This window comes from Epilithonimonas sp. (assembly GCF_036780765.1).
Classification (GTDB): domain Bacteria; phylum Bacteroidota; class Bacteroidia; order Flavobacteriales; family Weeksellaceae; genus Epilithonimonas.
The window spans coordinates 122,035-147,928 of record NZ_DAIQCG010000006.1; the positions used below are offsets into that span (position 1 = coordinate 122,035).

Annotated in this window: 26 protein-coding genes; 17 read left to right on the forward strand and 9 right to left on the reverse strand. The window is 35.4% G+C overall.

Annotated features, from left to right (window positions below; genetic code table 11):
- The first annotated feature begins 1 nt into the window (after position 1).
- Positions 2–1,573, forward strand: coding sequence for a SusD/RagB family nutrient-binding outer membrane lipoprotein (locus tag V7P73_RS10965; RefSeq protein ID WP_333853630.1), 1,572 nt, complete (start codon positions 2–4; stop codon positions 1,571–1,573).
- 123 nt (positions 1,574–1,696) lie between these two features.
- On the opposite strand, the gene ffh is transcribed toward V7P73_RS10965, so the two are convergent.
- Complete coding sequence (gene ffh, locus V7P73_RS10970) at positions 1,697–3,061, reverse strand: signal recognition particle protein (RefSeq protein WP_333853632.1); 1,365 nt, start codon at positions 3,059–3,061, stop codon at positions 1,697–1,699.
- 293 nt (positions 3,062–3,354) lie between these two features.
- Between ffh and V7P73_RS10975 the strand changes: the two genes are divergently transcribed.
- From V7P73_RS10975 to V7P73_RS11015, 9 genes are all read left to right on the forward strand, one after another.
- Positions 3,355–3,609, forward strand: coding sequence for an AtpZ/AtpI family protein (locus tag V7P73_RS10975; RefSeq protein WP_089770082.1), 255 nt, complete (start codon positions 3,355–3,357; stop codon positions 3,607–3,609).
- Positions 3,610–4,024: 415 nt separating this feature from the next.
- Entirely contained in the window at positions 4,025–5,140 is a 1,116-nt protein-coding gene (gene atpB / locus V7P73_RS10980; protein WP_333853635.1) for a F0F1 ATP synthase subunit A, read from the forward strand.
- A 38-nt stretch (positions 5,141–5,178) separates the two neighbouring features.
- Entirely contained in the window at positions 5,179–5,370 is a 192-nt protein-coding gene (gene atpE / locus V7P73_RS10985) for an ATP synthase F0 subunit C (protein WP_027384648.1), read from the forward strand.
- Between the two features lie 86 nt (positions 5,371–5,456).
- On the forward strand, positions 5,457–5,954 hold the full coding sequence (locus V7P73_RS10990; protein WP_333853640.1) for a F0F1 ATP synthase subunit B: 498 nt from the start codon (positions 5,457–5,459) through the stop codon (positions 5,952–5,954).
- A gap of 5 nt (positions 5,955–5,959) precedes the next feature.
- A complete protein-coding gene (gene atpH / locus V7P73_RS10995) occupies positions 5,960–6,496 on the forward strand; it encodes an ATP synthase F1 subunit delta (protein WP_333853642.1) in 537 nt (178 codons plus the stop codon).
- A 17-nt stretch (positions 6,497–6,513) separates the two neighbouring features.
- Positions 6,514–8,091, forward strand: coding sequence for a F0F1 ATP synthase subunit alpha (atpA, locus tag V7P73_RS11000; protein ID WP_333853644.1), 1,578 nt, complete (start codon positions 6,514–6,516; stop codon positions 8,089–8,091).
- A 79-nt stretch (positions 8,092–8,170) separates the two neighbouring features.
- The gene (gene atpG, locus V7P73_RS11005; RefSeq protein WP_333853646.1) at positions 8,171–9,037 is read left to right on the forward strand and encodes an ATP synthase F1 subunit gamma; all 867 of its coding nucleotides are present in this window, start codon (positions 8,171–8,173) and stop codon (positions 9,035–9,037) included.
- A 255-nt stretch (positions 9,038–9,292) separates the two neighbouring features.
- Positions 9,293–10,648, forward strand: coding sequence for a hemolysin family protein (locus tag V7P73_RS11010; protein WP_333853647.1), 1,356 nt, complete (start codon positions 9,293–9,295; stop codon positions 10,646–10,648).
- Positions 10,649–10,656: 8 nt separating this feature from the next.
- On the forward strand, positions 10,657–10,959 hold the full coding sequence (locus V7P73_RS11015; protein WP_333853649.1) for an ATP-dependent Clp protease adaptor ClpS: 303 nt from the start codon (positions 10,657–10,659) through the stop codon (positions 10,957–10,959).
- Between the two features lie 39 nt (positions 10,960–10,998).
- Here V7P73_RS11015 and V7P73_RS11020 read toward each other — a convergent pair whose 3' ends face one another.
- Positions 10,999–12,273 carry a Y-family DNA polymerase gene (locus tag V7P73_RS11020; RefSeq protein WP_333853651.1) on the reverse strand — a complete coding sequence of 425 codons (1,275 nt, stop codon included), beginning with the start codon at positions 12,271–12,273 and terminating at the stop codon, positions 10,999–11,001.
- Between the two features lie 75 nt (positions 12,274–12,348).
- Between V7P73_RS11020 and V7P73_RS11025 the strand changes: the two genes are divergently transcribed.
- Both V7P73_RS11025 and V7P73_RS11030 read left to right on the forward strand, forming a co-directional pair.
- Positions 12,349–13,125 carry an XRE family transcriptional regulator gene (locus V7P73_RS11025; RefSeq protein ID WP_333853653.1) on the forward strand — a complete coding sequence of 259 codons (777 nt, stop codon included), beginning with the start codon at positions 12,349–12,351 and terminating at the stop codon, positions 13,123–13,125.
- Positions 13,115–13,756, forward strand: coding sequence for an alpha-ketoglutarate-dependent dioxygenase AlkB family protein (locus V7P73_RS11030; RefSeq protein WP_333853655.1), 642 nt, complete (start codon positions 13,115–13,117; stop codon positions 13,754–13,756). Before V7P73_RS11025 ends, V7P73_RS11030 begins: the two co-directional genes overlap by 11 nt.
- A gap of 49 nt (positions 13,757–13,805) precedes the next feature.
- On the opposite strand, the gene V7P73_RS11035 is transcribed toward V7P73_RS11030, so the two are convergent.
- The 7 genes from V7P73_RS11035 to V7P73_RS11065 form a co-directional block, all read right to left on the reverse strand.
- A complete protein-coding gene (locus tag V7P73_RS11035; RefSeq protein ID WP_333853657.1) occupies positions 13,806–15,068 on the reverse strand; it encodes a M20/M25/M40 family metallo-hydrolase in 1,263 nt (420 codons plus the stop codon).
- 118 nt (positions 15,069–15,186) lie between these two features.
- Positions 15,187–16,368: a M28 family peptidase gene (locus V7P73_RS11040; RefSeq protein ID WP_333853658.1), complete on the reverse strand. Its 1,182-nt coding sequence runs from the start codon at positions 16,366–16,368 to the stop codon at positions 15,187–15,189.
- Between the two features lie 78 nt (positions 16,369–16,446).
- Positions 16,447–16,791, reverse strand: a complete 345-nt coding sequence (gene rplT / locus V7P73_RS11045; protein ID WP_074233035.1) for a 50S ribosomal protein L20 — start codon at positions 16,789–16,791, stop codon at positions 16,447–16,449.
- 121 nt (positions 16,792–16,912) lie between these two features.
- Entirely contained in the window at positions 16,913–17,110 is a 198-nt protein-coding gene (rpmI, locus tag V7P73_RS11050; RefSeq protein WP_027384637.1) for a 50S ribosomal protein L35, read from the reverse strand.
- A gap of 177 nt (positions 17,111–17,287) precedes the next feature.
- Complete coding sequence (gene infC, locus V7P73_RS11055; protein ID WP_089770092.1) at positions 17,288–17,818, reverse strand: translation initiation factor IF-3; 531 nt, start codon at positions 17,816–17,818, stop codon at positions 17,288–17,290.
- A gap of 80 nt (positions 17,819–17,898) precedes the next feature.
- A complete protein-coding gene (gene thrS, locus V7P73_RS11060; RefSeq protein ID WP_333853662.1) occupies positions 17,899–19,833 on the reverse strand; it encodes a threonine--tRNA ligase in 1,935 nt (644 codons plus the stop codon).
- Positions 19,834–19,889: 56 nt separating this feature from the next.
- Positions 19,890–21,425, reverse strand: a complete 1,536-nt coding sequence (locus tag V7P73_RS11065) for a hypothetical protein (protein ID WP_333853663.1) — start codon at positions 21,423–21,425, stop codon at positions 19,890–19,892.
- Between the two features lie 148 nt (positions 21,426–21,573).
- Between V7P73_RS11065 and V7P73_RS11070 the strand changes: the two genes are divergently transcribed.
- From V7P73_RS11070 to V7P73_RS11090, 5 genes are all read left to right on the forward strand, one after another.
- Positions 21,574–22,737 carry a 2-isopropylmalate synthase gene (locus V7P73_RS11070; protein ID WP_333853666.1) on the forward strand — a complete coding sequence of 388 codons (1,164 nt, stop codon included), beginning with the start codon at positions 21,574–21,576 and terminating at the stop codon, positions 22,735–22,737.
- A 7-nt stretch (positions 22,738–22,744) separates the two neighbouring features.
- On the forward strand, positions 22,745–24,130 hold the full coding sequence (gene leuC / locus V7P73_RS11075) for a 3-isopropylmalate dehydratase large subunit (protein ID WP_333853668.1): 1,386 nt from the start codon (positions 22,745–22,747) through the stop codon (positions 24,128–24,130).
- A 2-nt stretch (positions 24,131–24,132) separates the two neighbouring features.
- Positions 24,133–24,819, forward strand: coding sequence for a class I SAM-dependent methyltransferase (locus V7P73_RS11080; protein WP_333853669.1), 687 nt, complete (start codon positions 24,133–24,135; stop codon positions 24,817–24,819).
- A gap of 47 nt (positions 24,820–24,866) precedes the next feature.
- On the forward strand, positions 24,867–25,469 hold the full coding sequence (gene leuD / locus V7P73_RS11085) for a 3-isopropylmalate dehydratase small subunit (RefSeq protein ID WP_333853671.1): 603 nt from the start codon (positions 24,867–24,869) through the stop codon (positions 25,467–25,469).
- Positions 25,456–25,894, forward strand: a 439-nt coding sequence (locus V7P73_RS11090; protein ID WP_333853673.1) for an isocitrate/isopropylmalate family dehydrogenase, incomplete at its 3' end; no start/stop codon positions are given. The genes leuD and V7P73_RS11090, both read left to right, overlap by 14 nt.

Below are 25,894 nucleotides of genomic sequence, written 5' to 3' on the forward strand. Positions count from 1 at the left end.
AATGAAAAAAATATTTTCAATATTATCAATTGTAGCTCTATCACTTACAGTTACAAGTTGTGCAGATACATTTGAAGAAATCGATACAAACCCTAACTCAACAGAGAATCCACTTCCAACAGGTCTATTTAATAGTGCAAATAAAGAATATATGGATTATACTAGAGATGGATGGGTTTCTGCAAGAATGATTTTACCATGGGTGCAATATTCAGCTCAAAGGATTTATACAGAAGAAGATAGATATCAATATAGATTAAGCACAGATGTGCAACTTTGGACCAGATCTTATTATGTGGCAACGGATTACAAAAAAATCATAGACTTAAATACTAATCCTGCAACAAAGGATCAAATGAAGGTTTATGGTTCTAATGAAAATCAGATTGCGGCAGCAAGAATTATGTTGTCTTATGTATTCTTAAATATGGTAGACTCATTTGGAGATGTTCCATATTGGTCTTATGGTAATAAAGATGCGGATTTTCAAGCCCTTAATGTTAATGATCAAGTTCAGCCTAAATTTGCTTCGCAAATGAAAATTTATACTGACATTTTAAAAGAATTAAAAGAGTCAGCAGAAATGATTAATGGTAGTGCTAATAGTAGAGTGTTTTCAGAAGGAGACCAAATTTTTGGAACTACTGCTAAATTAAAGAAGTTTGCAAATTCGCTAAGACTTAGAGTTGCAACAAGAGTAAAAGGCGTTGTTCCTGGAGCAGAAGCTCATATTACAGATGCTATTGCTTCGGGTGTTATGACTTCTAACGATGATACAGTAGGTATAACCTATGGTAATACAAACCTAACAGCTTCTCCTTTTTGGTTAACTTACGTTTCTAGGTCTGATTTTTCTATTTCAAAAACTTTCGTTGAATTGTTAAAAGGACAAAGAGGTAATTTTGGTGAAGATCCAAGAATATTTAAATATGCAGCTCCAACATCTGTGAAAGTGGGAAATATCAGAAATCAAACCATGACAGAGGCTACGAATGTTGATGAAATTGTTGGTATGCCATATGGTGTTACAAGTCAAATGTCAGCTTCACAAGCTCCAACTGCTAGTTTCTTTGGGAAAGATGTTCTGAAATTAGACTATACCGAAATTTTTATGGAGTATGCGGAAGTTGAGTTCCTCCTTGCAGAAGCTAACGGGTGGTCTCAAAGCCATTATGAAAAGGGAGTTAGAGCTTCTATGGAAAGATGGGGAATAGATGCGGCTAAGATTAATTCTTTTGTTGCTTCATTGCCTGCTGCTTCTCCTGCAAGTGTAGGTGGACAAAAATATGTAGCATTATTTATGCAACCTCACGAAGCTTGGGCAGAGTATAGAAGAACAGGATATCCAAATACATTATTATTACCTGGTCAAACTGGTGAGTTAAATGTACCAACAGCAACTGGTCAAACAACGTATGTGTTCACACCTTTGATTGCTGGATTGACAGATGTTCCTAAAAGAATTTTTTATCCAACAACAGTTCAGAATCTGAATGGTGCTAACTACCAAGCAGCTGTGCAATCAATTGGAGGAGATAAAATGGACACTCCTTTAATCTGGGACAAAAATTAAAAACTAGTTTCTAATTTTATTCTAAATAAATAAAACCCGCATCTTGCGGGTTTTTTTATGCAAAACGTTCCATAAAAAAACCTCAGAAATTTCTGAGGTTTTTTAAATTTATAGATATGGCTTTTACTTCCCAAACAATCCACCACCCATTCCAGGCATATTAGGCATTTTGCTCATCATTTGCATCATTTGTTTACCTTGAGGACCTTGCATCATTTTCATCATTTTGCCCATTTGGTCAAATTGTTTCATTAATGCATTGACGTCTTCTAGCTTTCTTCCCGAGCCTTTGGCAATTCTTTGCTTTCTGGAAACATTGATAATAGAAGGTCTTCTTCTTTCGTCAGGCGTCATCGAGTGGATAATCGCTTCGATATGTTTGAAAGCATCATCATTGATGTCCACATCTTTAATCGCTTTTCCAACACCCGGAATCATCCCCATAAGGTCTTTCATATTACCCATCTTTTTGATTTGGTTGATTTGCTTCAAGAAGTCATCGAAACCAAATTCATTCTTCGCGATTTTCTTATGAAGTTTTTTAGCTTCCTCTTCATCAAACTGTTCCTGAGCTCTCTCAACCAAGGAAACAACATCTCCCATTCCAAGGATTCTGTCCGCCATCCTTTCCGGATAGAAAAGGTCAAGCGCTTCCATTTTTTCTCCGGTAGAGATAAATTTGATAGGCTTTTCTACAACAGAACGGATTGTCAACGCAGCTCCACCACGTGTATCACCATCCAATTTCGTAAGAACAACACCGTCAAAATTTAAAGTGTCGTTGAAGGCTTTAGCCGTGTTCACAGCATCTTGTCCTGTCATCGAATCTACAACGAAAAGCGTTTCAGTCGGTTTAATCGTTTGATGAACCGCCTTGATTTCGTTCATCATTTGCTCATCAATCGCCAAACGACCAGCCGTATCTACGATAATAGTATCGAATCCATTTGATTTTGCGTAATTAATCGCATTCTCAGCAATCGCAACAGGATTTTTATTTTCTTCCTCGGTATAGACAGGAATATTGATTTGAGTCCCCAGAACTTTCAACTGGTCAATCGCCGCAGGTCTGTAAACGTCACAAGCTACCAAAAGTGGTTTTTTGCTTCTTTTTTGTTTCAGATAGTTCGCTAATTTTCCTGAGAAAGTCGTTTTACCAGAACCTTGAAGACCAGCAATCAAAATCACAGTTGGTTTGCCAGAAAGGTTGATTCCTTCTTGAGAACCACCCATTAAATCTACCAATTCATCGTGAACAATTTTCGTCATCAATTGTCCTGGCGTCAGAGAAGTCAAAACGTTTTCTCCAATCGCTTTATCCTGAACTCTTTTTGTAAGGTCTTTGGCAACTTTATAATTTACATCGGCATCCACCAATGCTCTTCGGATTTCCTTTACCGTTTCTGCAACGTTGATTTCCGTGATTTTTCCACGTCCGGAAATATTATGAAGCGCTTTATCTAGCTTGTCTTGTAAACTGTTAAACATAACTTTTTTAATAAGATATTTAAGGTTGCAAAAATAAGAAAAATTAAGCAAAAGATATAGAATAGCTTATTAGAAATAATATTCATCATTTATAAGTTGTCATTTATCATTTATTGTAATTTGACTCCATCGAATCTGAAGATTTGGGCAGCTTATGATATAGTGTAAGAATATTTTTGCTGAGCGAAGCGCCTTTGCGAACTTAAAAACATGGAATCAAATAAAAAAAACTTTGCGTACTTCGCGTTCAAAACTCCAAAGCAGATTTTCCTTACTTTTGCAAAAATAAAAAATTGGAAGACAAAAAAAATAACGCCTCCGATTCCCTTAGAAAATATGGAAAGTATTCGTCTGTTGTTTTTCAGATGCTCTTTATTATTGGCATTGCATTTTGGGGCGGACATCAGTTGGATTTGTATTTTGAAACTGGTTCCAATGTTTTGGTTTTAGTGATTGGTCTCAGTGGGCTTTGCCTTTCACTATACACCACTTTGAAGAGGCTCGAAATTTTAAATAAAGAAGAACAGGACAATGCAAAACAAAAGTAATTTAATTATCAGTGTGATATTTTTTCTCACATTTATTATACATTTCGCAATTTGGAAATTTGCATTTCATCTGGATGAAGTTATTATTATCAAGTTTTATTTGTTTCTTACGATTATTTTTATGATGATGATAACCTTGATTATTTTGATTAATAAAATCGTTCCTCAGTTTCTCGGACTTGCAGTGATAGGACTCATTTTAGTGAAATTTGGGTTGATGTATCTCATCAAAAATAAGCTTCATTTTGAAGCAATCCCAAATTATAAATTCCATTTTATAATGCCATATTTTGTTCTAACAGCGTTGCTTACATACTATGCGATCTGTTTAATTAATTATGACAAAAAACAGTAAAAATATTCTTCAAAAGAGAAAAAATAGTCTATTTTTGCAAAACGAAAAAAAAATCTACCGATGCTAAAGAAAACGGCAATTTTATTTTACAGTTTATTAATGTTTGCAAGCGCTTTTGCTCAGCACGAAAATGTTGAAAATCAACACGGTAAAGCTGTAACTGAAACTCCGGAACTTTCTGGAAAAGAAGAGAGGACTAAGGAAGTTAAGGAATTTGTAGATCATCATATTTTGGATGCTCACGATGTTGCCTTGATGGTTAAAGACGGTCATCACATTGGTTTTCCTTTGCCGGTAATTATTTATGATGAAGGATTTCATTTCTTTATGAGTAATACTAAGGGTGTGGATGGTCACGAGTTTATCCACGGTTCTCCGGTAGAAAGTAATGGTAAGTTCTATACACTTCACCACGAAAAAATCTACAGAACAGATTCTAAAGGAACTTTAACATTAGATAAAGACCATCACCCAACTGAAAAAAGAGTTTTGGATTTATCAATTACCAAAAGTGTTTTGACGATTATTTTAGTTGCGATTCTGATGGTAGTGCTTTTCGGGGGAATGGCAAGGTCTTATAAGAAATCATTGGTGCCGACTGGAGTTGCAAAATTCCTTGAGCCGATTATTGTTTTTGTAAGAGATGATATTGCAATTCCAAATATTGGACATAAGTATAAGAGATTTATGGGTTATTTGTTAACGGTATTTTTCTTCATCTTGTTTCTGAATGTTTTAGGTTTGATGCCTTTCGGGATCAATGTAACTGGTAATATTGCGATTACATTCTTCTTAGCTATTATGACTTATTTGATTACGACTTTCTCAGGTTCAAAAGATTACTGGAAGCATATCTTCTGGATGCCGGGAGTTCCTGTTCCAATGAAGTTTATTATGATGCCAATTGAATTATTGGGAACTTTGACTAAACCATTTGCATTAATGATTCGACTTTTTGCGAATATGACAGCAGGTCACATTGTTGTAATGACGTTGATTGGGTCTATTTATATCTTCAAAAACTGGATTGCCGGTGTTGCATTCCCGTTCTTGACATTGGTTATTTATCTACTAGAAGTTTTAGTAGCGTTCTTGCAAGCTTACATCTTTACAATGCTTTCTGCTTTGTTCATTGGTATGGCTGTTGAAGAACACGAGCACGATCACGCTCATTAATAGAATTATAAAAAAACAATTTTTAAATTATATACATTATGGAAATTCCTAGAATTATTGGTGCAGGTCTTATTGTACTAGGTGTAGGTATCGGTCTTGGAAAAATTGGTGCGGCAGCTCTTGAAGCAATCGCTAGACAACCAGAGCAATCTGGAAAAATCCAAACTGCTATGCTTATTGCTGCTGCACTTGTAGAAGGTGTTGCTTTCGCTGCGTTGTTCGCATCATAAGCCAAAAAATCAAACATTGTTACAGCGGTTGGCTGTAGCAATGTTTTATATTTAAAAATTTCAAAAAAAATTAATCTTACGATATAATGGAATTACTTCATCAGTTTTCATCAGGATTGTTTATCATCCAGTCCATCATTTTTTTAGTATTGCTTTTCATTTTAGGAAAGTTTGCGTGGAAACCAATTCTTAAATCTATAGACGAGAGAGAAACTTCTATCATCGATGCACTTAACCAAGCTAAATTGGCTAAACAAGAGATGGCGCAGTTGAAAGAAGATAACGAAAGAATTCTTCGTGAAGCTAGAGCAGAAAGAGATGGTATCTTGAAAGAAGCTAGAGATATGAAAGATAAAATCGTAAATCAAGCTAAAGATAGTGCTAAAGTTGAAGGCGAAAAATTGATTGAAGCGGCTAGACAATCTATCCAAACGGAAAAGAATGCGGCTATGGCTGATATCAAAAACCAAATCGGAACTTTGTCTGTGAACATCGCTGAGAATATTCTTAGAGAAAAATTGAACAACGATGGTTCTCACAATGCTTTGGTAGAAAATATTCTTAACAAATCTAACCTTAACTAATCAGGATGCTTACATCTAAAGTAGCTAAAAGATACGCACAAGGTTTACTGGATTTCACACAGGAATCTGGTAATACAGAATCTGTCTTCGGAGAGATGAGAGACGTTGTGAAAATAATGTCTGAATCTAAGGAGTTAGTTCAGTTTCTGAATACGCCTTTCATTGATGCTAGAAAAAAAGATGCTGTAGCTTTGGAAATTTTCAAGGATTTTTCTCCTGTTTCTAAGAACATCATCAGATTAGTTATCAAACAAGGCAGAGAAGCTCAGCTTAAAAATATTGCTCAGGAATTCATCAACAAAGTAGAAGATATCAAAGGGACTCAACGTATCTCTTTGGTTATGGCTACCAAATTGTCAGAGCAAAATATTCAGAAAATAATTGCTGATTCCAAAATGGTCAATGTTTCTAACTACGATTTGGAAACGATTATCAAACCAGATATCTTAGGAGGTTATATACTGAGAGTGGGCGACCAGCAAATCGATGCTTCAGTTAAAACCCAACTGAACAATATCAAAAAAGAATTTCAACTTAATTAAGAAAAAACAACCATATAATGGCAGAAATAAATCCGGCAGAAGTATCAGCGATACTGAAGCAGCAATTAGCAAATTTCGATACTCAATCTAACGTAGAAGAAGTTGGAACTGTACTTACAATCGGTGATGGTATCGCTCGTGTTTACGGTTTAGAAAATGTGCAGTACGGAGAATTGGTAAGATTCGAAGCTGGAGTAGAAGGTATCGTTCTTAACCTTGAAGAAGACAACGTTGGTGTTGCGCTTCTTGGTGAATCCAAAATGGTAAAAGAAGGTGATACTGTAAAAAGAACTAACAGAATTTCTTCTATCAAAGTTGGAGAAGGAATGCTTGGTAGAGTTGTTGATACTCTAGGAAATCCAATCGATGGTAAAGGACCTATCGAAGGAGAGCTTTACGAGATGCCTTTGGAAAGAAAAGCACCAGGAGTTATCTTCCGTCAGCCGGTAACTGAGCCACTTCAAACTGGTATCGTTGCTATCGATTCTATGATTCCTGTAGGAAGAGGACAAAGAGAGTTGATTATTGGTGACAGACAAACTGGTAAAACAGTAGTTGCTATTGACACCATCATCAATCAAAAAGAATTTTATGATGCTGGTCAACCAGTATATTGTATATATGTTGCAATTGGACAAAAAGCTTCAACTGTAGCACAAATCGTTAAAACTTTAGAAGATAAAGGAGCTTTGGCTTACACGGTTATCGTTGCAGCTAATGCTTCTGACCCGGTTCCAATGCAGGTTTATTCTGCAATGGCAGGTGCTTCTATCGGAGAATATTTCAGAGACACTGGTCGTGCTGCTTTGATCGTTTATGATGATTTATCAAAACAAGCGGTTGCTTACCGTGAGCTTTCTCTTCTATTGAGAAGACCACCGGGACGTGAGGCTTACCCAGGAGACGTTTTCTACCTACACTCAAGATTGTTGGAAAGAGCAGCAAAAGTAATTGCTGATGATTCTATCGCAAAACAAATGAATGATTTGCCAGAATCTCTTAAGCCAATCGTGAAAGGAGGTGGTTCGTTAACAGCTCTTCCAATCATCGAAACTCAGGCTGGTGACGTTTCTGCATATATCCCCACCAACGTAATTTCTATTACAGATGGACAGATTTTCTTGGAAACAGATTTGTTTAACTCAGGGGTTCGTCCGGCAATCAACGTTGGTATCTCTGTATCGAGAGTTGGAGGTAATGCTCAGATTAAATCAATGAAAAAAGTATCTGGTACTTTGAAATTAGACCAGGCTCAGTATAAAGAATTGGAAGCGTTTGCTAAATTCGGTTCTGACTTAGATGCTGCTACTTTGGCGGTAATCTCAAAAGGAGAAAGAAACGTGGAGCTTTTGAAGCAGCCTGTGAACTCTCCGCTTCCTGTAGAAAGCCAAGTGGCTATGATTTATGCAGGAACAGAGAATCTATTGAGAAATATCCCTATTAGAAAGGTAAAAGAATTCCAAGTAGAATATGTGGATTTCTTGAAAAACAAACATCCAGAAGTGATGGCAGCTCTTAAAGCAGGTAAAATTGATGACCAATTAACTGGAGTTTTGAAGCAAGTTGCAACAGAGCTTTCTGCGAAATACAACTAAAAAAGTTCAATGTTCAAGGATTCAGAACTATAGGTTTTGAAACCTTGAACTTTTTAAACAATAATCTTTGAACTAAAGAATGGCAAACTTAAAAGAAATACGAGGCAGAATTTCATCTATATCTTCTACGATGCAGATTACAAGTGCTATGAAAATGGTTTCCGCTGCGAAACTAAAGAAAGCACAAGACGCAATCGTAATGCTGAGACCTTACTCAGAAAAACTTCAGGAGATTATAGAGAACGTAAGTGCTGCTTCTGATGCTGAGAGTATCTCAGAATTCGCTATAGAAAGAGAAGTTAAAAAAGTACTTTTCATTACTGTGACTTCCAACAGAGGTTTGGCTGGAGCTTTCAACTCTTCTGTTATCAAAGAATTGAACACACAGTTCTCTGCTAACGAAAATGTTGATGTAGAAGTTTTGACAATCGGTAAGAAAGCTTTTGATGCACTTAGAAAAAACAAAACTGTTTACGAAAACTACAGTTCTTTGTTTGACAATCTTTCTTTCGACCACGTTTCAAATATGACAAGTAAAGTAATGTCAGATTTCAAAGCTGGAAAGTTTGACAAAGTTTACGTTGTTTATAACAAATTCATCAACGCAGCTACTCAGGAAGTAGTAACTGAGCAGGTTTTACCAATTGCAGTTTCTGCAGAGAAAGCAAGTTCAGACGTTAATGTAGATTACATCTTCGAACCAGGAAGACAAGAGATATTGGAAACATTGATTCCAAAATCGATTAAAACTCAGATATTCAAAGCTGTTTTAGATTCTGTAGCATCAGAACACGGTGCAAGGATGACAGCGATGCACAAGGCGACCGACAATGCAGAAGCACTTAGAAATGACCTTAAGATTTTCTATAACAAAGCAAGACAGGCAGCCATCACAAACGAAATATTAGAAATTGTTTCCGGAGCAGAAGCGCTGAAGAACAGTTAATAAAGATAAGTTAAAGTTAGTAGTTAGTTATAAAAAGCATTGGAGGTCAAACTTCAGTGCTTTTTATTATTTTGGGCAGCTTAATCCGCCTTCCGCTAGTAATTATTGAGGAGCGAAGCTCCGAAATGTTGGTTTTAACCCAATTTTTTATTCCCCGAATCATATTTTTTCAACTTCTAAAACCTAAGTTCTAATATCTAAATCGAAGTTAAAAAAAATATCTATCTTTGTAGATATTGTATATAACAACATTAAATGGACCCCGATAGTTTAGTCAAACTTCTCATTGCATTATTTTTAGTTCTTCTAAATGGCTTTTTCGTAGCCGCCGAATTCTCAATTGTTAAAGTACGTTATTCCCAAATCCAGCTAAAAGCTGCGGAAGGAAACGCTGTAGCAAAACAAGCCGAAAACATTATCAAAAACTTAGATGCTTATCTTTCAGCGACTCAGCTGGGGATTACGCTGGCTTCCCTTGCTTTGGGTTGGGTTGGAGAGAGCGCTCTGCATCACATCATAGAATCTATTTTTCACTCACTGAATATCGAATTGACTCAAGCGACGGTTACAACTATTTCGGTTGTTTGTAGTTTCTTATTAATTACAGTGATGCACATTGTATTCGGAGAATTGGTGCCGAAATCAATTGCGATTAGAAAATCAGAATCTACAACGCTTTTCATTGCTTATCCGTTGCATTGGTTTTATAATATCTTCAGACCATTCATTTGGTTGATGAACTCATTATCCAACGCATTTTTGAAATTAATCAAAATATTCCCAGCTTCGGAACACGATATTCACTCGACAGAAGAGTTGCAGTTATTGGTAAAACAATCTGCAGACAGTGGAGAAATCGAAGAAGAGAATTACGAAATCATAAAAAATGCATTCGATTTTACAGACCATAATGCAAAACAGATTATGATTACGAGACAGAATATCTCTTCTATTAATATTCAGGATGACCCAGAAGATATCATTAATCAAATTATGGAAAGCGGTTATTCGCGTATTCCAGTTTATGACGGTTCGATTGATAATATTGTGGGTATTTTCTACACCAAAGAAATCATCAGAGAATACATCAAAAGCAAAGGCCAATTGACTCACGAAGATTTGAAAGGTCTGATGAGGGAAGCGTTCTTTGTTGTTGGAAGTAAGAAGATTTCTGATTTGCTTAAGGTTTTCCAATTCAAAAAACAGCATTTGGCAATCGTGATTGATGAATTTGGAGGAACAGAAGGAATTATCACGCTTGAAGATATCTTAGAAGAACTGGTTGGAGAAATCCAGGATGAAGAAGATGAAGAAGAAAAAATCGTAGATAAGGTTGGCGAAAATGTCTATTGGGTAAAAGCAACTCAGCCTTTGGATGAAATTAATGAGCAATTACCAAAAAAAATTCCGCTTTCTGAAGAAGGCGAATATAATACGCTGGCAGGTTTTATCTTGAACGAATTGCAGGATATTCCGGAAGAGAATCAAGAATTCGATTATGAAAATTATCATTTCAAGATTCTTAAAATGCAGAACAAAAGTGTGGAGTTGGTAGAACTTCTTTACAACAAACCTTTTGTAGAAGATTTGACCGACGAAATCATTGAATAAATTTGATAATGAAAATCTATAATAATCAATCTTACGACCAACCAAAACGCCAGTACGAGGAAGAAGTATTGGTGTTGGAAGAAGAAGATGAAGTGTATAAAATAGTGCTTCATAATGACGATGTCAACACCTTTGATTTTGTGATAATGTGTTTGATGGACATCTGTGAGCACACTTTGGAACAGGCAGAACAATGTACAATCCTTGTCCATTACAAAGGAAAATGCACCGTAAAAACAGGCGCTCTGGAAAAACTTAAACCGATGCATCAGGCATTACTTGACAAAGGTTTAAGTTCAGAAATAGTATAAAATTAACACGATTACAGATTTTGTAATCGTTTTTTGTTTCTATTGGAATCTGTAGTTAGCTTCTGGCAGAGTATTGTTTTTCAAAAACTCTTCATATTCTGGGGAAAGAATCGCTCTTCCATAAGTACTTTCTCCGGACATTCCACCGAGTCTGATTTTGTCCTTTCCGTATTTGGAATTCAGCTTGTCGATAGCTTTCATTATCGGAATATGTTTGGAATCGATATCATTTTCAAAAAGATTAATCAGTCTTTCATTATCCGGAACAAAATCTGAAACCATCACACCGGCTTTCTTATAATGAAAACCTTCTTTATAAATCACATCCAGTATAGAATGTGCATACTTTGCCAAAATAATAGATGAACTGCTTGGATTTGGTAAAACAATAGAAAATCCGTCCTTATATTCGCCCAGTTCTTTCCGAAATCTATTGGTTTGAATAAAAACACTGATGACTTTGCAGCAGGAATTTTGCTTTCTTAGTTTCTCGGCACAATAGATGGCGAAAGTTTCAATACGTTCTGCCAATTCTTCTTTTTTGGTAATCATTTTCAGAAAACTTCTACTTACCACTATTGATTTTTTAGGAGAGGCTTTGTCTAATTCTAATTGAGGAATTCCTTTCAATTCGTTAATCATTCTCACGCCGTGAATTCCCATTATTTTCCGAACCCACATTTCAGGTTTTAATAATAGGTCTGAAGCTTTATAAACCCCATTGTCCATCATTTTTGCACTTAGCTTTCTACCAATTCCCCAAACGTCTCCTATTTTCAGATTACTTAATGCGTCATCAATTTTTTCTTGAGTGTCCATAATATAAACACCGTCAGGATATGTTTCCGGATTATTTTTCACAATGCGATTGGCTATTTTACAAAGTGTTTTGGTAGGTGCAATTCCGATGCTTACAGGTAATTTAAGTTGGTCTTTTATCTCTTTTCTAATGTTACGGCAATATTCATTAAGATTAAAATATTTAAAACCGTGAAAGTCTAAGAATAGTTCATCAATACTATAAATCTCGTACTTCATCACGTAACTTTTCGCTATTTTCATCACTTCTTGACTACAAAAGTTATAAAGCTCAAACTTTGCAGAAAAAACTTTTACATTGTGTGCCGCGAATAAATCTTTGTATTTGAAAGCTGGAGCGCCCATTGGTACTCCAAGTTTTTTTGCTTCATTACTTCTTGAAACCACACATCCATCGTTATTAGATAAGACCACAACCGGTTGATTCTCTAGCGTAGTGTCTAAAGTTCTTTCGCAGGAGACAAAGAAATTGTTGCAGTCGAGGAGCGCGTACATATAAGGATTTGAAAAAAACAAAATTAGTTACATTTTAAAACAATATTGTTATATTTGTAGTTATAAATTGTAACAATGTCTATTTTTTCAGATAACATAAGGTTTTTGAGAGCAAAAAAAATGACAACTCAACAAGAGTTGGCGGATACATTAATCATTACAAGGTCGAGATATGTTTCTTATGAAGATGGACGTTCCGAACCGCCGTATGACGTTCTTATTACAATCTCAAAGTTTTTCCACATTAGCATCGATTTGCTTTTAACTGTTGACATTAGGAAATACCCCTTAGAAGAAATGATGAATCTGCCGGATAATAGAATTGTCCTGCCAATTGTCGTTGATGAATCAGGTAATAACAGTATAGAAATCATCCCTCAAAAAGCTTCGATGGGTTATCTTTCGGGTTACAGCGACCCTGAATATATAGAAAGTCTTCAGAGAATTTCTTTACCGTTTTTGACTAATGGAAAGTACAGAGCTTTTCCTGCGCAAGGCGATTCTATGCCACCTTTCACAGATGGTTCTTACATTATCGGGAAATATGTGGAAGATATTGAGGATTTAAAAAAGAACAGAAGCTACATTTTTGTGACTTTGAATGATGGTATTTCTTACAAACGATTTAAAGCTAAAAATAGAACGTCAATTAAAGTAGCTGCGGATAATTCTTTTTACGATCCTTACGAGATTCCGTTGGGTGAGATTGTGGAAATCTGGCAATATGCGTCGGGGATTTTTCCTGAGGATTTTGAGCCCGATAATTTTGATAATTATAATTTGAAAGAGATGTTTCTGGAAATCAGAAAAGATATTAAAGAATTGGATAACAAAGTTTCAAATGCAAAGTAATTTTAGGACATACAACACAGATATGCAACTCAGTTTGTTTGATGCAGGCGAATATTATCAGTTTCCAACTGAGTTATTAGATTATACCGAACATTTTTTGTCTGAGGAAAGAGCAACAGAAATTGAAAAAAACCTTATAAAAAATGTTCCCTGGAAACAGAGCACACAAAAAATGTTTGATAAAGAAGTTCTTACGCCACGTTTGACAGCTTGGTACGGTGATGATGAAAAATCGTATCATTTAGGAGGGAATGAATTCAGTGTTAATGCTTGGACGCCTGAACTTTTAGGCTTAAAATATAAAATCCAGAAATTGACAGGTCATCAGTTTAATTCTGTTTTGCTTAATTTTTACAGGGATGGAAATGATTCTGTGGCTTGGCACCGGGACAAGGAAAGTGAGTTGGGCTGTCGTCCTGTGATTGCTTCGGTCAGTTTTGGACAAGTAAGAAATTTTGATTTTAGAAAAAAAGATAATCATCACAATAAATATTCGTTGCCACTTCAGCACGGTTCATTATTGATTATGAAAGGCGATTTACAGACTAATTGGGAACATCGGATTGCCAAATCTACTAGACCAATGAGACCAAGGATTAATCTTACTTTTCGCCAAATCCGTGAGTTGTAATCAGATATTAAAATAAAACCCAATTGTAATTCAATCGGGTTTTTGTTTTTTAGAATTTCACATTGAAGATTTTTTCTTCGCCGTTACGTTTTACGGTTACTGGATGTTCTTCACCAGAATTGACTTTTGAAAGACAATCCATATAAGAATAAACTTCTTTCACTTCACATTTTCCAATTTTTGTAAGAATATCGCCTTGTAGAATTCCGGCATTAGCCGCAGGTCTATTATCTATGACGCCATCGATGGCCATTCCGTCTTTCGTATCTGCATAATTTGGCATAATTCCTAAACTCACTTTATATTTTGGAACTGCTTTGGTAGCAGTAACCGCCGTTTTTGTAAAGGGAATTTCCTTTTCATTTCCTAATGCATTAGCCAAATTAAAAACATAATGGGTGATGATTTTCTGCCCTATATAATTGATTTTGTCAGCATCATCAGTTGGTTTGTGATAATCATTATGAGTTCCAGTAAACAAGAACAAAACCGGAATGTCTTTCAAATAAAAAGAAGTATGATCACTTGGTCCAACCCCAGATTCATCCAAAGACAAATTAATATTTTCTGGCTTGTATTTTTTTACCAAATCTGATAGGATAGGAGAAGTTCCAACACCACCAACTGTTAGATTGTTATCTTTATTCAGGCGTCCAACCATATCCATATTAATCATAAAAATGGTATTTGGATAGTTGGTTTTGATGGTTTCTGCTAATTTTTTAGAACCCATTAATCCATCTTCTTCGCCAGAGAACAAAGCGAAAATATAATTGACGTTTTCCTTGGTTTTATTTTGCGAAAATAGACGTGCTAATTCCAAAACAGCTGCAGTTCCAGAAGCGTTATCATCCGCGCCGTTGTGGATTTGTCCTTCGGAATTGACTAGAGTAGAATTGTGATGTTCATTAAGTCCCAGATGATCGTAGTGCGCTCCAATTACAATTGTTTTGTCGGCCTTGTTGTCAAGAACTGCAATTACATTTTTTCCTTTTACTGCAGTAGAGGTTTTGTCATCGTGAGGATTTAGCTTAACACTATATTCGAAGTTTTGAATGAATTCTTTTCCTTCGTAAGGTTTCAATCCTAATTTTTTGAATTCAGCAGAAAGATATTTCGCTGCTTTTGTTTCACCTTCAGAACCAGTCAGCCTTCCTTGTAATTCATCTGAAGCTAAGTAATAAATATGTTTTTTCAGATTATCTTCATCAACCTGTTCAGGATTTGATTTTTGCTGAGAATAGTATAATGCGGAAATTCCTAAAAGTGATAGTGTTGATACTTGTTTTAGTTTGGTTATTGATAAAAACATTTTGTTTAATTTTTATTAAGAACAAACCTAATGTTTTTGATTGATTTATTATCCCAATATTTATCATAAAAAATCCCGAGATATTTTCTCAGGATTAATATTTAAAAGATACTCTTCATTATTCAATAATAATTTTTTTCGTGACTTTGTCATTATCTGCTTTTATAGTTCCAAGATAAACTCCTGGTTTCAAACGTGAAACATCAATGTGAATTTTATTCTCTTCATTAATTAGAACCTGACTTCCACTCATATCCGTAATTTCTACTTTAAAATCTTTTATGGAATCATCAATTTTCAAATTCAATACATTCTTAGCGGGGTTAGGATAAAACTGTATGGATTCTAAATCTTTTGAAACAATATCTTCCGTAGCCAAAGTCTTAGTAGAAGCTGTTGCGAAATGCTGAACGGATCCTATGGCAGATTTTCCAACATTCAGAACATACACAGGATCCATATTCACTAATAAATCATTCGCTGTATGAACGTAAGGATTGTTGTAACCGCCTTCATATTCCCAATAACCTGTAATGATTTCCCCGTTCTGCTGAAAAGGAACATAGTCTGTACTTTCTGCCGGGTCAAAATCTACTGCTAATGGAGAATATAATAAAGTACAATTAGCCAATTCCTGAACGGCAATTGCTGCGGCTGCATTATTACTTGATGGATTACTTTGATCTTTGTCGTGATAAAGTTTTGTATTCGCTTTTGTTGCTAAACCGCCAACTTGGTCTAGATTTACAACCACTTTTATATCCATTTTTGGACTCGTTCCATTCACAATTTGGGAAACATATCTGGAGCTTCCCAAAAGCCCTTGCTCTTCACCAGAAAAATGAATGAACTTAATAGAATATTCAGTTGGGACGTCTTTTAAGATTCTTGCTAATTCTAATATGATAGATGTTCCACTTCCGTTGTCATTAGTTCCAGGACCATTAATTGAATCAAAATGTCCACAGACAATCACGAATTTGTTGGGATAAAGAGTTCCCGTTTTGGTAACGATAAGGTTTTTAGAAGAATAGCCACTTGCTGTCCAAGAATGCTCAAAAAAATCTGCTGTTGTATAACCTAAAGCTGTGTATTTGGTTTTTAACCAATTGAACGCATTAGTATTTTGAGTCGTTCCGGTTCTTTTTACTCCGAGAGCCTCAAATTCTTGCAAATAAGTATTGATATTAGTTTGAGAAATCTGATTAGCCCTGTCTTGATATGCTTGTATGAAAGTTTGTGCTTTGGAAATCTGAACAGATGCGATTAATATAAAAGAGAAAATAGTTCTTTTTATCATTATTGGAAATTTGTTGACAAAAATAAAAAAATCCTGAGATATTTCTCAGGATTTGATATTGATAACAAAGATTTGTAATTATTTTACTTGATCTACAACAGCTTTGAAAGCTTCAGGGTGGTTCATTGCAAGGTCTGCAAGAACTTTTCTGTTAAGCTCGATGTTGTTTTTCTTAAGAGCTCCCATAAACTGAGAGTAAGATAATCCGTGCTCTCTAGCACCCGCGTTGATACGAGTTACCCAAAGGCTTCTAAAGTTTCTTTTCTTCTCTTTTCTACCACGGTAAGCATATTGCATTGCTTTTTCTACCGCGTTTTTAGCTACAGTCCAAACGTTCTTTCTTCTACCGAAAAAACCTTTAGCTTGCTTAAGTACTTTTTTTCTGCGCGCTCTAGACGCTACAGCGTTTACTGATCTTGGCATAATGTTAATTGTTTTTTTGAAATGTGCGGTAACTATTTCATTACTCTTAGTGGCTCCATTTCAGGGTTAAATTGTTGAATTTGTTTTGAATTCTTATAAACCGAATATAGATTTATAAAAACTACTTAATTGCTAATTGTCTCAAAACACTCTTAGTGTCCACAGCAGCAACGTAAGAAGTTTGCGTTAGATTTCTCTTTTGCTTAGTTTCTTTCTTAGTCAAGATGTGGCTTTTGAAAGCATTCTTTCTTTTGATCTTACCTGTTCCAGTAAGAGCAAAACGCTTTTTAGCACCTGATTTCGTTTTTAATTTTGGCATTGTTCTGCTTTTTATAGTTTGTTATCAATATTCTTTTTTGATTCCTAAACATAATTAGGAATAATAGTTTGCAAAATTACAAAAAAATTCTGAAACCATAACTTTAATAATTATGGAACAAATGAAAAACCTCAAAAATTAATTCGAGGTTTTCTATATCATTGAATTTTATCAATATTATTTTGCAGGCTTCTTAGGGCTCATCATCATAATCATCCTTTTTCCTTCAAGCTTAGGAAGCTGGTCAACTTTTCCAACGTGTTCTAAGTCTTGAGCTAATTTCAAAAGAAGGATTTCTCCTTGATCCTTGAAGATGATAGAACGTCCTTTGAAGAAAACATAAGTCTTCAGCTTAGAACCTTCTTCCAAGAATTTTTCAGCGTGCTTTTTCTTGAAATCGTAATCGTGATCATCGGTTTGAGGACCGAATCTAATCTCTTTTACAACTACTTTTACTTGCTTTGCTTTTAATTCTTTGGTCTTCTTCTTTTGCTCGTACAAGAATTTTTTATAATCCAAAATACGAGAAATGTAAGGCTCTGCTTTATCAGAAATAACCACAAGATCCAATTCCTGCTCTCTTGCTATTTCTAAAGCTTTTGCTAATGGATAAACTCCTGGTTCAACGTTTTCTCCCACAAGACGTACTTCTCTTGCACGGATTTTATCGTTGATTTGATGAAGGTCTTCTTGGACTGGGCGTCTCATCGGACCTCTGCTGTTGTTTCTTTTTAGTGCTATGGTTTTAAAATTTTAAAATTAATATTCTTTATAAGGTTTTGCTAGTTTTAGCCTAATTCAAATGCTGGTTTTGCCTGCTCTTTGAAATAGGTAATGAATGCATCAATTGTCATTTCTCCCAAATCTCCTTCGCCTCTTCTTCTTACAGAAATCGTACCGTTATTCTCCTCATTTTCACCTACAATAAGCATAAATGGAAGCTTTTTCAATTCGGCATCACGGATTTTTTTACCTGTTTTCTCGTTTCTGTCGTCAATCAATCCGCAAATATCGTGAATTTCCAATGATTCTGAAACTTTTTTTGCATAATCTGCATACTTTTCACTAATTGGCAAAATCGTAAACTGCTCAGGACTCAACCAAAGTGGGAAATCTCCAGCAGTATTTTCAATCAGTATCGCAATGAATCTTTCCATAGAACCAAACGGCGCTCTATGAATCATCACTGGTCTGTGCTTCTCATTATCATTTCCATTGTACCACAGGTCAAATCTTTCCGGTAAGTTGTAATCAACTTGGATTGTTCCAAGTTGCCAGCTTCTTCCCAAAGCATCTTTTACCATAAAGTCAAGCTTCGGACCGTAGAAAGCGGCTTCACCATATTCAGTTACAGTTTTAAGACCTTTAGATTTTGCAGCGGTTACAATAGCGTTTTCTGCTTTTTCCCAATTCTCATCAGAACCGATATATTTTTCTCTGTTTTCTGGGTCTCTCAAGGAAATTTGAGCTGTAAAATCAGCAAATCCAAGCGAACCAAAAACATATAAAACTAAGTCAATAACTTTTTCAAATTCCTGTAATAATTGGTCTGGAGTACAGAAAAGGTGCGCATCATCCTGAGTAAATCCACGAACTCTTGTCAAGCCGTGTAATTCTCCAGATTGTTCATATCTGTAAACTGTACCAAATTCAGCATAACGTTTTGGCAAGTCTTTGTAAGACCATTGCTGTGCTTTATAAATTTCACAGTGGTGAGGACAGTTCATTGGTTTTAATAAAAACTCTTCACCTTCGTTCGGAGTTTTGATTGGTTGGAAACTATCTGCTCCATATTTGTCCCAATGTCCAGAAGTTACATATAATTCTTTTGCTCCGATGTGTGGAGAAATTACAAATTCATAACCTTGTTTTTTCTGAGCTTCTGATAAAAAGTTTTCTAATTTCTTTCTCAATGCTGCTCCTTTTGGCAACCAAAGTGGAAGACCTGCACCTACTTTTTCAGAAAATGCAAAAATTCCTAATTCTTTTCCTAATTTTCTGTGGTCTCTTCTTTTAGCTTCTTCTAATCTTTCAAGATATTCTGTAAGCTCTTTTTGTTTTGGAAAAGAAACACCATAAACTCTTGTAAGTTGCGGGTTTTTCTCATCGCCTCTCCAATAAGCGCCAGCAGCGTTAAGGATTTTCACAGCTTTTACAATTCCTGTTGAAGGGATATGCCCGCCTCTACAAAGGTCTGTGAAGTTATCGTGAGTCACAAAAGTGATTTCGCCGTCAGGAAGATTTTCAATCAATTCAGTTTTGAAAGGATTGTCTGCATATTCCTTCAAAGCTTCTGCTTTAGAAACTTCACGCAGGTTGAAAGTCGAATTTTTCTTAGCGTTTTCTAAGATTTTCTTTTCTAATTTCTCAAAGTCTTTTTCAGACAAAGGCTCTCCTCCGAAATCCACATCATAGTAGAATCCATTTGCAATTGCAGGCCCGATAGTCAACTTCGCATTAGGATAAAACTCCATAATTGCCTGAGCCAACAAGTGAGCAGAAGAATGCCAGAATGCTTTTTTACCCATATCGTCATTCCACGTCAAAAGCTGCACTGTAGAATCCTCCGTTATCGTGGTTTCTACTTCTGTCTGTTGTCCGTTTACGATGGCAGAAATCGTGTTTCTTGCCAAACCGTCACTTATACTTTGCGCAACTTGTAGTGGAGTAACTGCTCCTTCATATTCTCTGATGCTGCCATCAGGAAGTGTAATTTTTAGCATAATGGTTTAAAAAATTAATGTTTGCAAAAATAGTGATTTTTAAAGAAAGAATAATGTTATTTTAGTTTAACTTTTTCCTTAATTATCTCTATCACATCTACATTCCTCACTTTGGAAGTAACCCATCCGTGGATATCGATGTACATCAGCGTTCGTTTGTCATATTTGTTTTGTGAAGAAATTTCCAGTTCTTTCTCAAATTCCTTGAAAGCAATGGCTTGGTCTTTTGGATTTCTGTCATTGATTTTCTTGAAAAAATTCACGATGCTGAAATGCAAATCGCCCGGATTTTTCATCTTTTTAGCAAACTTCATTGTTGCTTTTACGAAGTCATCATAATCATCATCAAAACCAGATTCATATTTTGCCATCAACATCAAAATTCTTGTGTGGAAAAGCAAATCTTCCTGAACATTACCTTTGGAATTGATGATTTTTTGTCCAAATTTCACAGTGTTTTGATAGTTTTTGCTTCCAAAAAACATTGCTGCAATTTTGAGGTAAAGAACTAAAAAATGATGCTCGTCTATTTTATCACGATGTTTCTCCATTTTTAATTCCAATTCAGGAATCATTTTTGTACCGTTGAAAAAATCACCTTTTATGAAATAGAGATTCATTTTGGTGTTATAATAATTCAGAAAAATCAAAGATTGTGAATTCTCGTTATGAATGAAAGCATCTGATTTTACAATACTTTCAAACTTTTCAAACCTTTTCTCAATACCTTTGATACTCCCATAAATAAACAAAATTTTGAACAGATAAGTATTCCCTTTGATGTACCAAACAGGATGATTTTTTATCATTTCCGGATTCTGATGGAAAAGTTCTACCCACTGATAGGCGTACTTTATCGTGTATTTATAATCCTGAAGCAACTGATTTTTCCAAACGTGCGCTTTGTAATACCAAAGTTTTTCTGTGAAATTTAACTTTTTTAAATCAATATTTTTGATGTTGCTGTCAAAGAAATTAAGAATATTGTCGCGGTCATTATCGTTTTTGATGTAGCCGTGCGTCAGCATTTCGCTGTATAATTTCAAGGATAGATTGGAAAGTTGCGTTGCGTAACTATTTTGCTTGTTGATTTCGCTAGATTGCAGAATCAATTCGTCCGCTCGTCCATCAATACTTCTTGTAATGAATTGGGATTCAATCACTTTTTCAAGTTCAATAATTTCCGATGCAATGGCTTTTTCATCCAATTCCAATGCAGATTGTTTGGCTTTGTCAAGAATCTTCAGAGCCTGTTTGTACAATCCTTTTTGATATAAAATTGTAGCAAAATCCAATTGTTCACGCAACTGGATTCTATTATTTTGATGACTCGGATTTAACCTAAGACTTACTAAAATTTGTTTATAAAGGTGCGCTTTCAGATTAGAAAGTTGAAGTTTTGAAGAGATTTTTTTCTCAAGAATAATTTCCTCATTGTATTCCTTCATTTTATCCAATTCAGAAAAAAGCAGAAGAAATTTTGCATCGACGTTAATTCCAAGACGATTCACATATAACTTAAATTGTCGTTTTTCCGAAGTCGAAAGTGACTTTATAAGCACGAATAAAAAATCTTTTTGTAATTCTGACATTGTAAAATGATAGGATTTAATCTTTTGATTATTAAGTAATTATTGTTTGTTTTGATAAAATCGAATATTGTATTTATTTAATTAACTAAGATTAATACCACAAGTCAATTTCTACTTTTGAATATCAAAATTAGATAAAAACTTTATTATGGATTCGGAAAAAATTGAAATTTTTGACACGACGTTGCGAGATGGGGAACAAGTCCCGGGATGTAAATTGGATACGAAACAAAAATTAATCATTGCGGAACAGCTCGATAGCCTCGGAGTGGATATTATCGAAGCTGGTTTTCCGATTTCCAGTCCGGGAGATTTCTTATCAGTTCAGGAGATTTCGAAAATTGTTAGAAATGCCAAAGTCTGTGGATTGACGAGAGCTAATAAAAAAGATATAGAAGTTGCAGCCGAAGCTTTAAAGTTTGCTAAGAGGCCGAGAATCCATACAGGAATTGGAACTTCGGATTCTCATATCAAATTCAAATTCAATTCTACAAGAGAACAGATTTTGGAAAGAGCCGTTGAAGCTGTAAAATATGCCAAAAATTTTGTGGATGATGTCGAGTTTTATGCGGAAGATGCAGGAAGAACAGATAACGATTTCTTGGCAAAAGTTTGTGAAGAAGTGATAAAAGCAGGAGCAACTGTTCTAAATATTCCTGATACAACGGGTTATTGTCTGCCGGAAGAATACGGACAAAAAATCAAATACCTGAGAGAAAATGTAAAAGATATTGACAAAGCGATTTTGTCCTGCCATTGTCATAACGATTTGGGAATGGCAACTGCTAATTCGATTTCCGGAATTATCAACGGCGCTAGACAAATCGAATGTACCATCAATGGACTTGGCGAACGTGCCGGAAATACGGCGTTGGAAGAAGTGGTGATGATTATTAAACAACATCCTGACCTTAATTTCTTCACTGATATCAATTCCAAAATGCTGAACGAAATGAGTGATTTAGTTTCAGAATTAATGGGAATGCCGGTTCAGCCAAACAAAGCAATTGTTGGTGCGAATGCTTTTGCGCACAGTTCAGGAATTCACCAAGATGGTGTCATCAAAAACAGAGAAACTTACGAGATTATCGACCCAAGAGAAGTCGGAATCAACGAATCTTCTATTGTTTTGACGGCAAGAAGTGGACGTTCTGCTTTGGCTTATCGATTCAAAAATATTGGTTTTGATGTGACAAAAGTAGAGTTGGACTTTTTGTATCAGGAGTTTTTGAAAATTGCCGATACTAAAAAAGAAGTTAATAATGATGATTTAAGCTATATGATGAAATCATTTAATCAAAAAATTGGATAGAAATAAAATGAGCCAAAGTAAAACATTATTTGATAAAGTCTGGGATGCGCACGTTGTAGAAACTGTTCCGGATGGACCTCAGGTGATTTATATAGACAAACATTTGATTCACGAAGTGACTAGTCCGCAGGCTTTTGCGGAATTGGAAGCGAGAGGTTTAGAAATATTTCGCCCGAATCAGATTGTTGCAACTGCAGACCATAATGTTCCGACTTTGGGACAAGAACTGCCTATTAAAGACGAATTGTCTAGAACTCAAGTTCAGCAATTAACCGAAAATTGCAAAAAAAATAACATCGAATTATACGGACTTGGACATCAATATCAAGGAATTGTTCACATTATCGCACCGGAATTGGGAATTACTCAACCCGGAATGAGCATTGTCTGTGGAGATAGTCACACTTCTACACACGGTGCTTTTGGAGCGATTGCGTTTGGGATTGGGACAAGTCAGGTTGCACAGGTTTTTGCGAGCCAATGTTTATTGATGAACAAGCCAAAATCGATGCGCGTTTCTGTGAATGGAAAACTGAATACAGATGTTCAGGCAAAAGACGTGATTCTTTATATTATTTCAAAAACCGGAACCGATGCTGGAACCGGATATTTCTGTGAATATGCAGGAAATGTCTTTGAAGAAATGTCGATGGAAGGAAGAATGACAGTTTGTAATATGAGCATCGAAATGGGAGCAAGAGGCGGAATGATTGCGCCGGACGAAATTACTTTCAATTATATCAAAGACAGAACATTTGCACCAAAAGGAGAGGAATGGGATGAAAAAGTAGCGTATTGGAAAACTTTGAAATCGGATTCTGATGCAGTTTTTGATAAAGAATTTGAATTTGCTGCAGAAGATATCAAACCGATGATAACTTACGGAACTAATCCGGGAATGGGAATTTCCATTGATTCTAAAATTCCGACTGCTCAAAACGAATCTGAGGAAAAAGCCTTGAAATATATGGGACTTGATGCCGGACAATCGACAGCAGATATCAAAGTGAATTATGTTTTTATCGGAAGTTGCACTAATGCTAGAATTGAGGATTTCCGTTCTGCTGCAGACTATGTCAAAGGAAAGCAAAAGGCTGAAAATATAGTGGCTTGGCTAGTTCCGGGTTCACAACAAGTGGCAAAACAAATTTATGATGAAGGATTGGATAAGGTTTTCAATGATGCAGGTTTCCAAATCCGTCAACCGGGATGTTCGGCTTGTTTGGCAATGAATGAAGATAAAATCCCAGAAGGTGAATATTGCGTTTCGACTTCCAATAGAAACTTCGAAGGTCGACAAGGTCAAGGCGCAAGAACACTTTTAGCAAGCCCTTTAACAGCTGCGAAAGTTGCTGTGGAAGGAAGAATCCCGGCTTTTGAAAATTTGAATTAAAAATGTCTACCATAGAATCTATTAAGTCAAAATTCAATGCGGTATCAGAAAAATACGATAAGCAAAGAAAAGAACTGATACCTTGTTTTGATGATTTTTATAAAATACCAGTTGAATTATCGAATCAAATAAAATCCGTTCACAACATATTAGATATAGGAGCTGGCACAGGTTTGATGAGTGCTTTTTTTCTTGAAAAATATAACGAAGCCGATTTTACTTTGGTAGATATTTCGGAAGAAATGCTAAAAAAAGCTAAGGAAAGATTTTCAGGATTTTCAAATTTTGAATTTCTTGTTCAGGATTTAGAAGATTTAGCTTTAGAAAAAAACAAATTTGATTTGGTGATTTCTGGTTTAGCAATTCATCATTTAGATGATGAAGCTAAAAAACAGCTTTTCAAAACAATCCATAAACTTCTGAATGACGGTGGATTATTTATAAATGCAGACCAGGTTTTGGGTGAAAATGATTTTTCGGAAGCACTTTACACTTCTAATTGGAGAGAGAAAGTTGTAGCGAATAAAACTTTGACATCAGAAGAAAAAGAAGCAACATTTGAAAGAATTAAACTGGATAAGATGAGTCCGCTTAAGGAACAACTAAAATGGATGGAAGATGTAGGATTTAAAAATGTTGCAAACGTATATCAATACTATAATTTTGTTGTTTATACAGCAAAAAAATAAAGGCAAAAAAGCATCTATTTGATGATTACTTTTTAAAAGAATAAAAAATGCAAAAATTAGTTTTAATAAATTCTCAGGCTGTTCCATTACCGAGTGAAAATATAGATACAGACCAGATTATTCCGGCGCGTTTCCTGAAAAGCATTAGCAAAGAAGGTTTCGGAGAAAATCTTTTCAGAGATTGGCGATACAATGTTCATACTAATGAACCAAACGCTGATTTCGTTCTGAATAATTCTAAATATTCCGGAGAAATATTAGTGGCAGGAAATAATTTTGGATGTGGAAGTAGTAGAGAACACGCGGCTTGGGCGTTGACAGATTATGGATTCAAAGTGGTTGTTTCGAGTTATTTTGCTGATATTTTCAAGGGAAATGCACTTAACAACGGACTTCTTCCTGTGAAAGTTTCTGAGGAATATCTAAAAGATTTAATAGAAACGATTACTCAAAATCCTTCAACTCAAATTACTGTGGATGTTGAAAAGCAGACTATTTCTTTCGATGGAAAAACAGAAAATTTCGAGTTGGATTCTTACAAAAAAATATGCCTGATGAATGGCTACGACGATATTGATTTTTTAACAAGTAAAAAAGATGCTATAAAAGCATTTGAACAAAAAGCACAAAAAGTATATGAAGAATTATAAAATTGCCGTTTTGCCGGGAGATGGAATTGGTCCGGAAGTTACCAATGAAAGTGTAAAAATATTAAAAGTAATTGCTCCGGTTTTTAACTATAATTTCCAATTCAATTATGGAGTTATGGGAGCGGAAGCTATTAATCAGACAGGGAATCCTCTGCCTGATGAAACTTTGGAATTATGCAAAAATTCTGATGCTGTTTTGTTTGGAGCCATTGGTGACCCAGCATTTGACAATAATCCTGATGCAAAAGTTCGTCCGGAGCAAGGTTTGTTGAAACTGCGGAAAGAATTAGGATTGTTTGCGAACATCAGACCAATCAAAACTTATGCTTCTTTGATTAAAAAAAGTCCGTTGAAAAGAGAGATTGTGGATGGAACGGATATTCAAATTTATCGTGAGTTGATTAGCGGAATTTATTTCGGGGAAA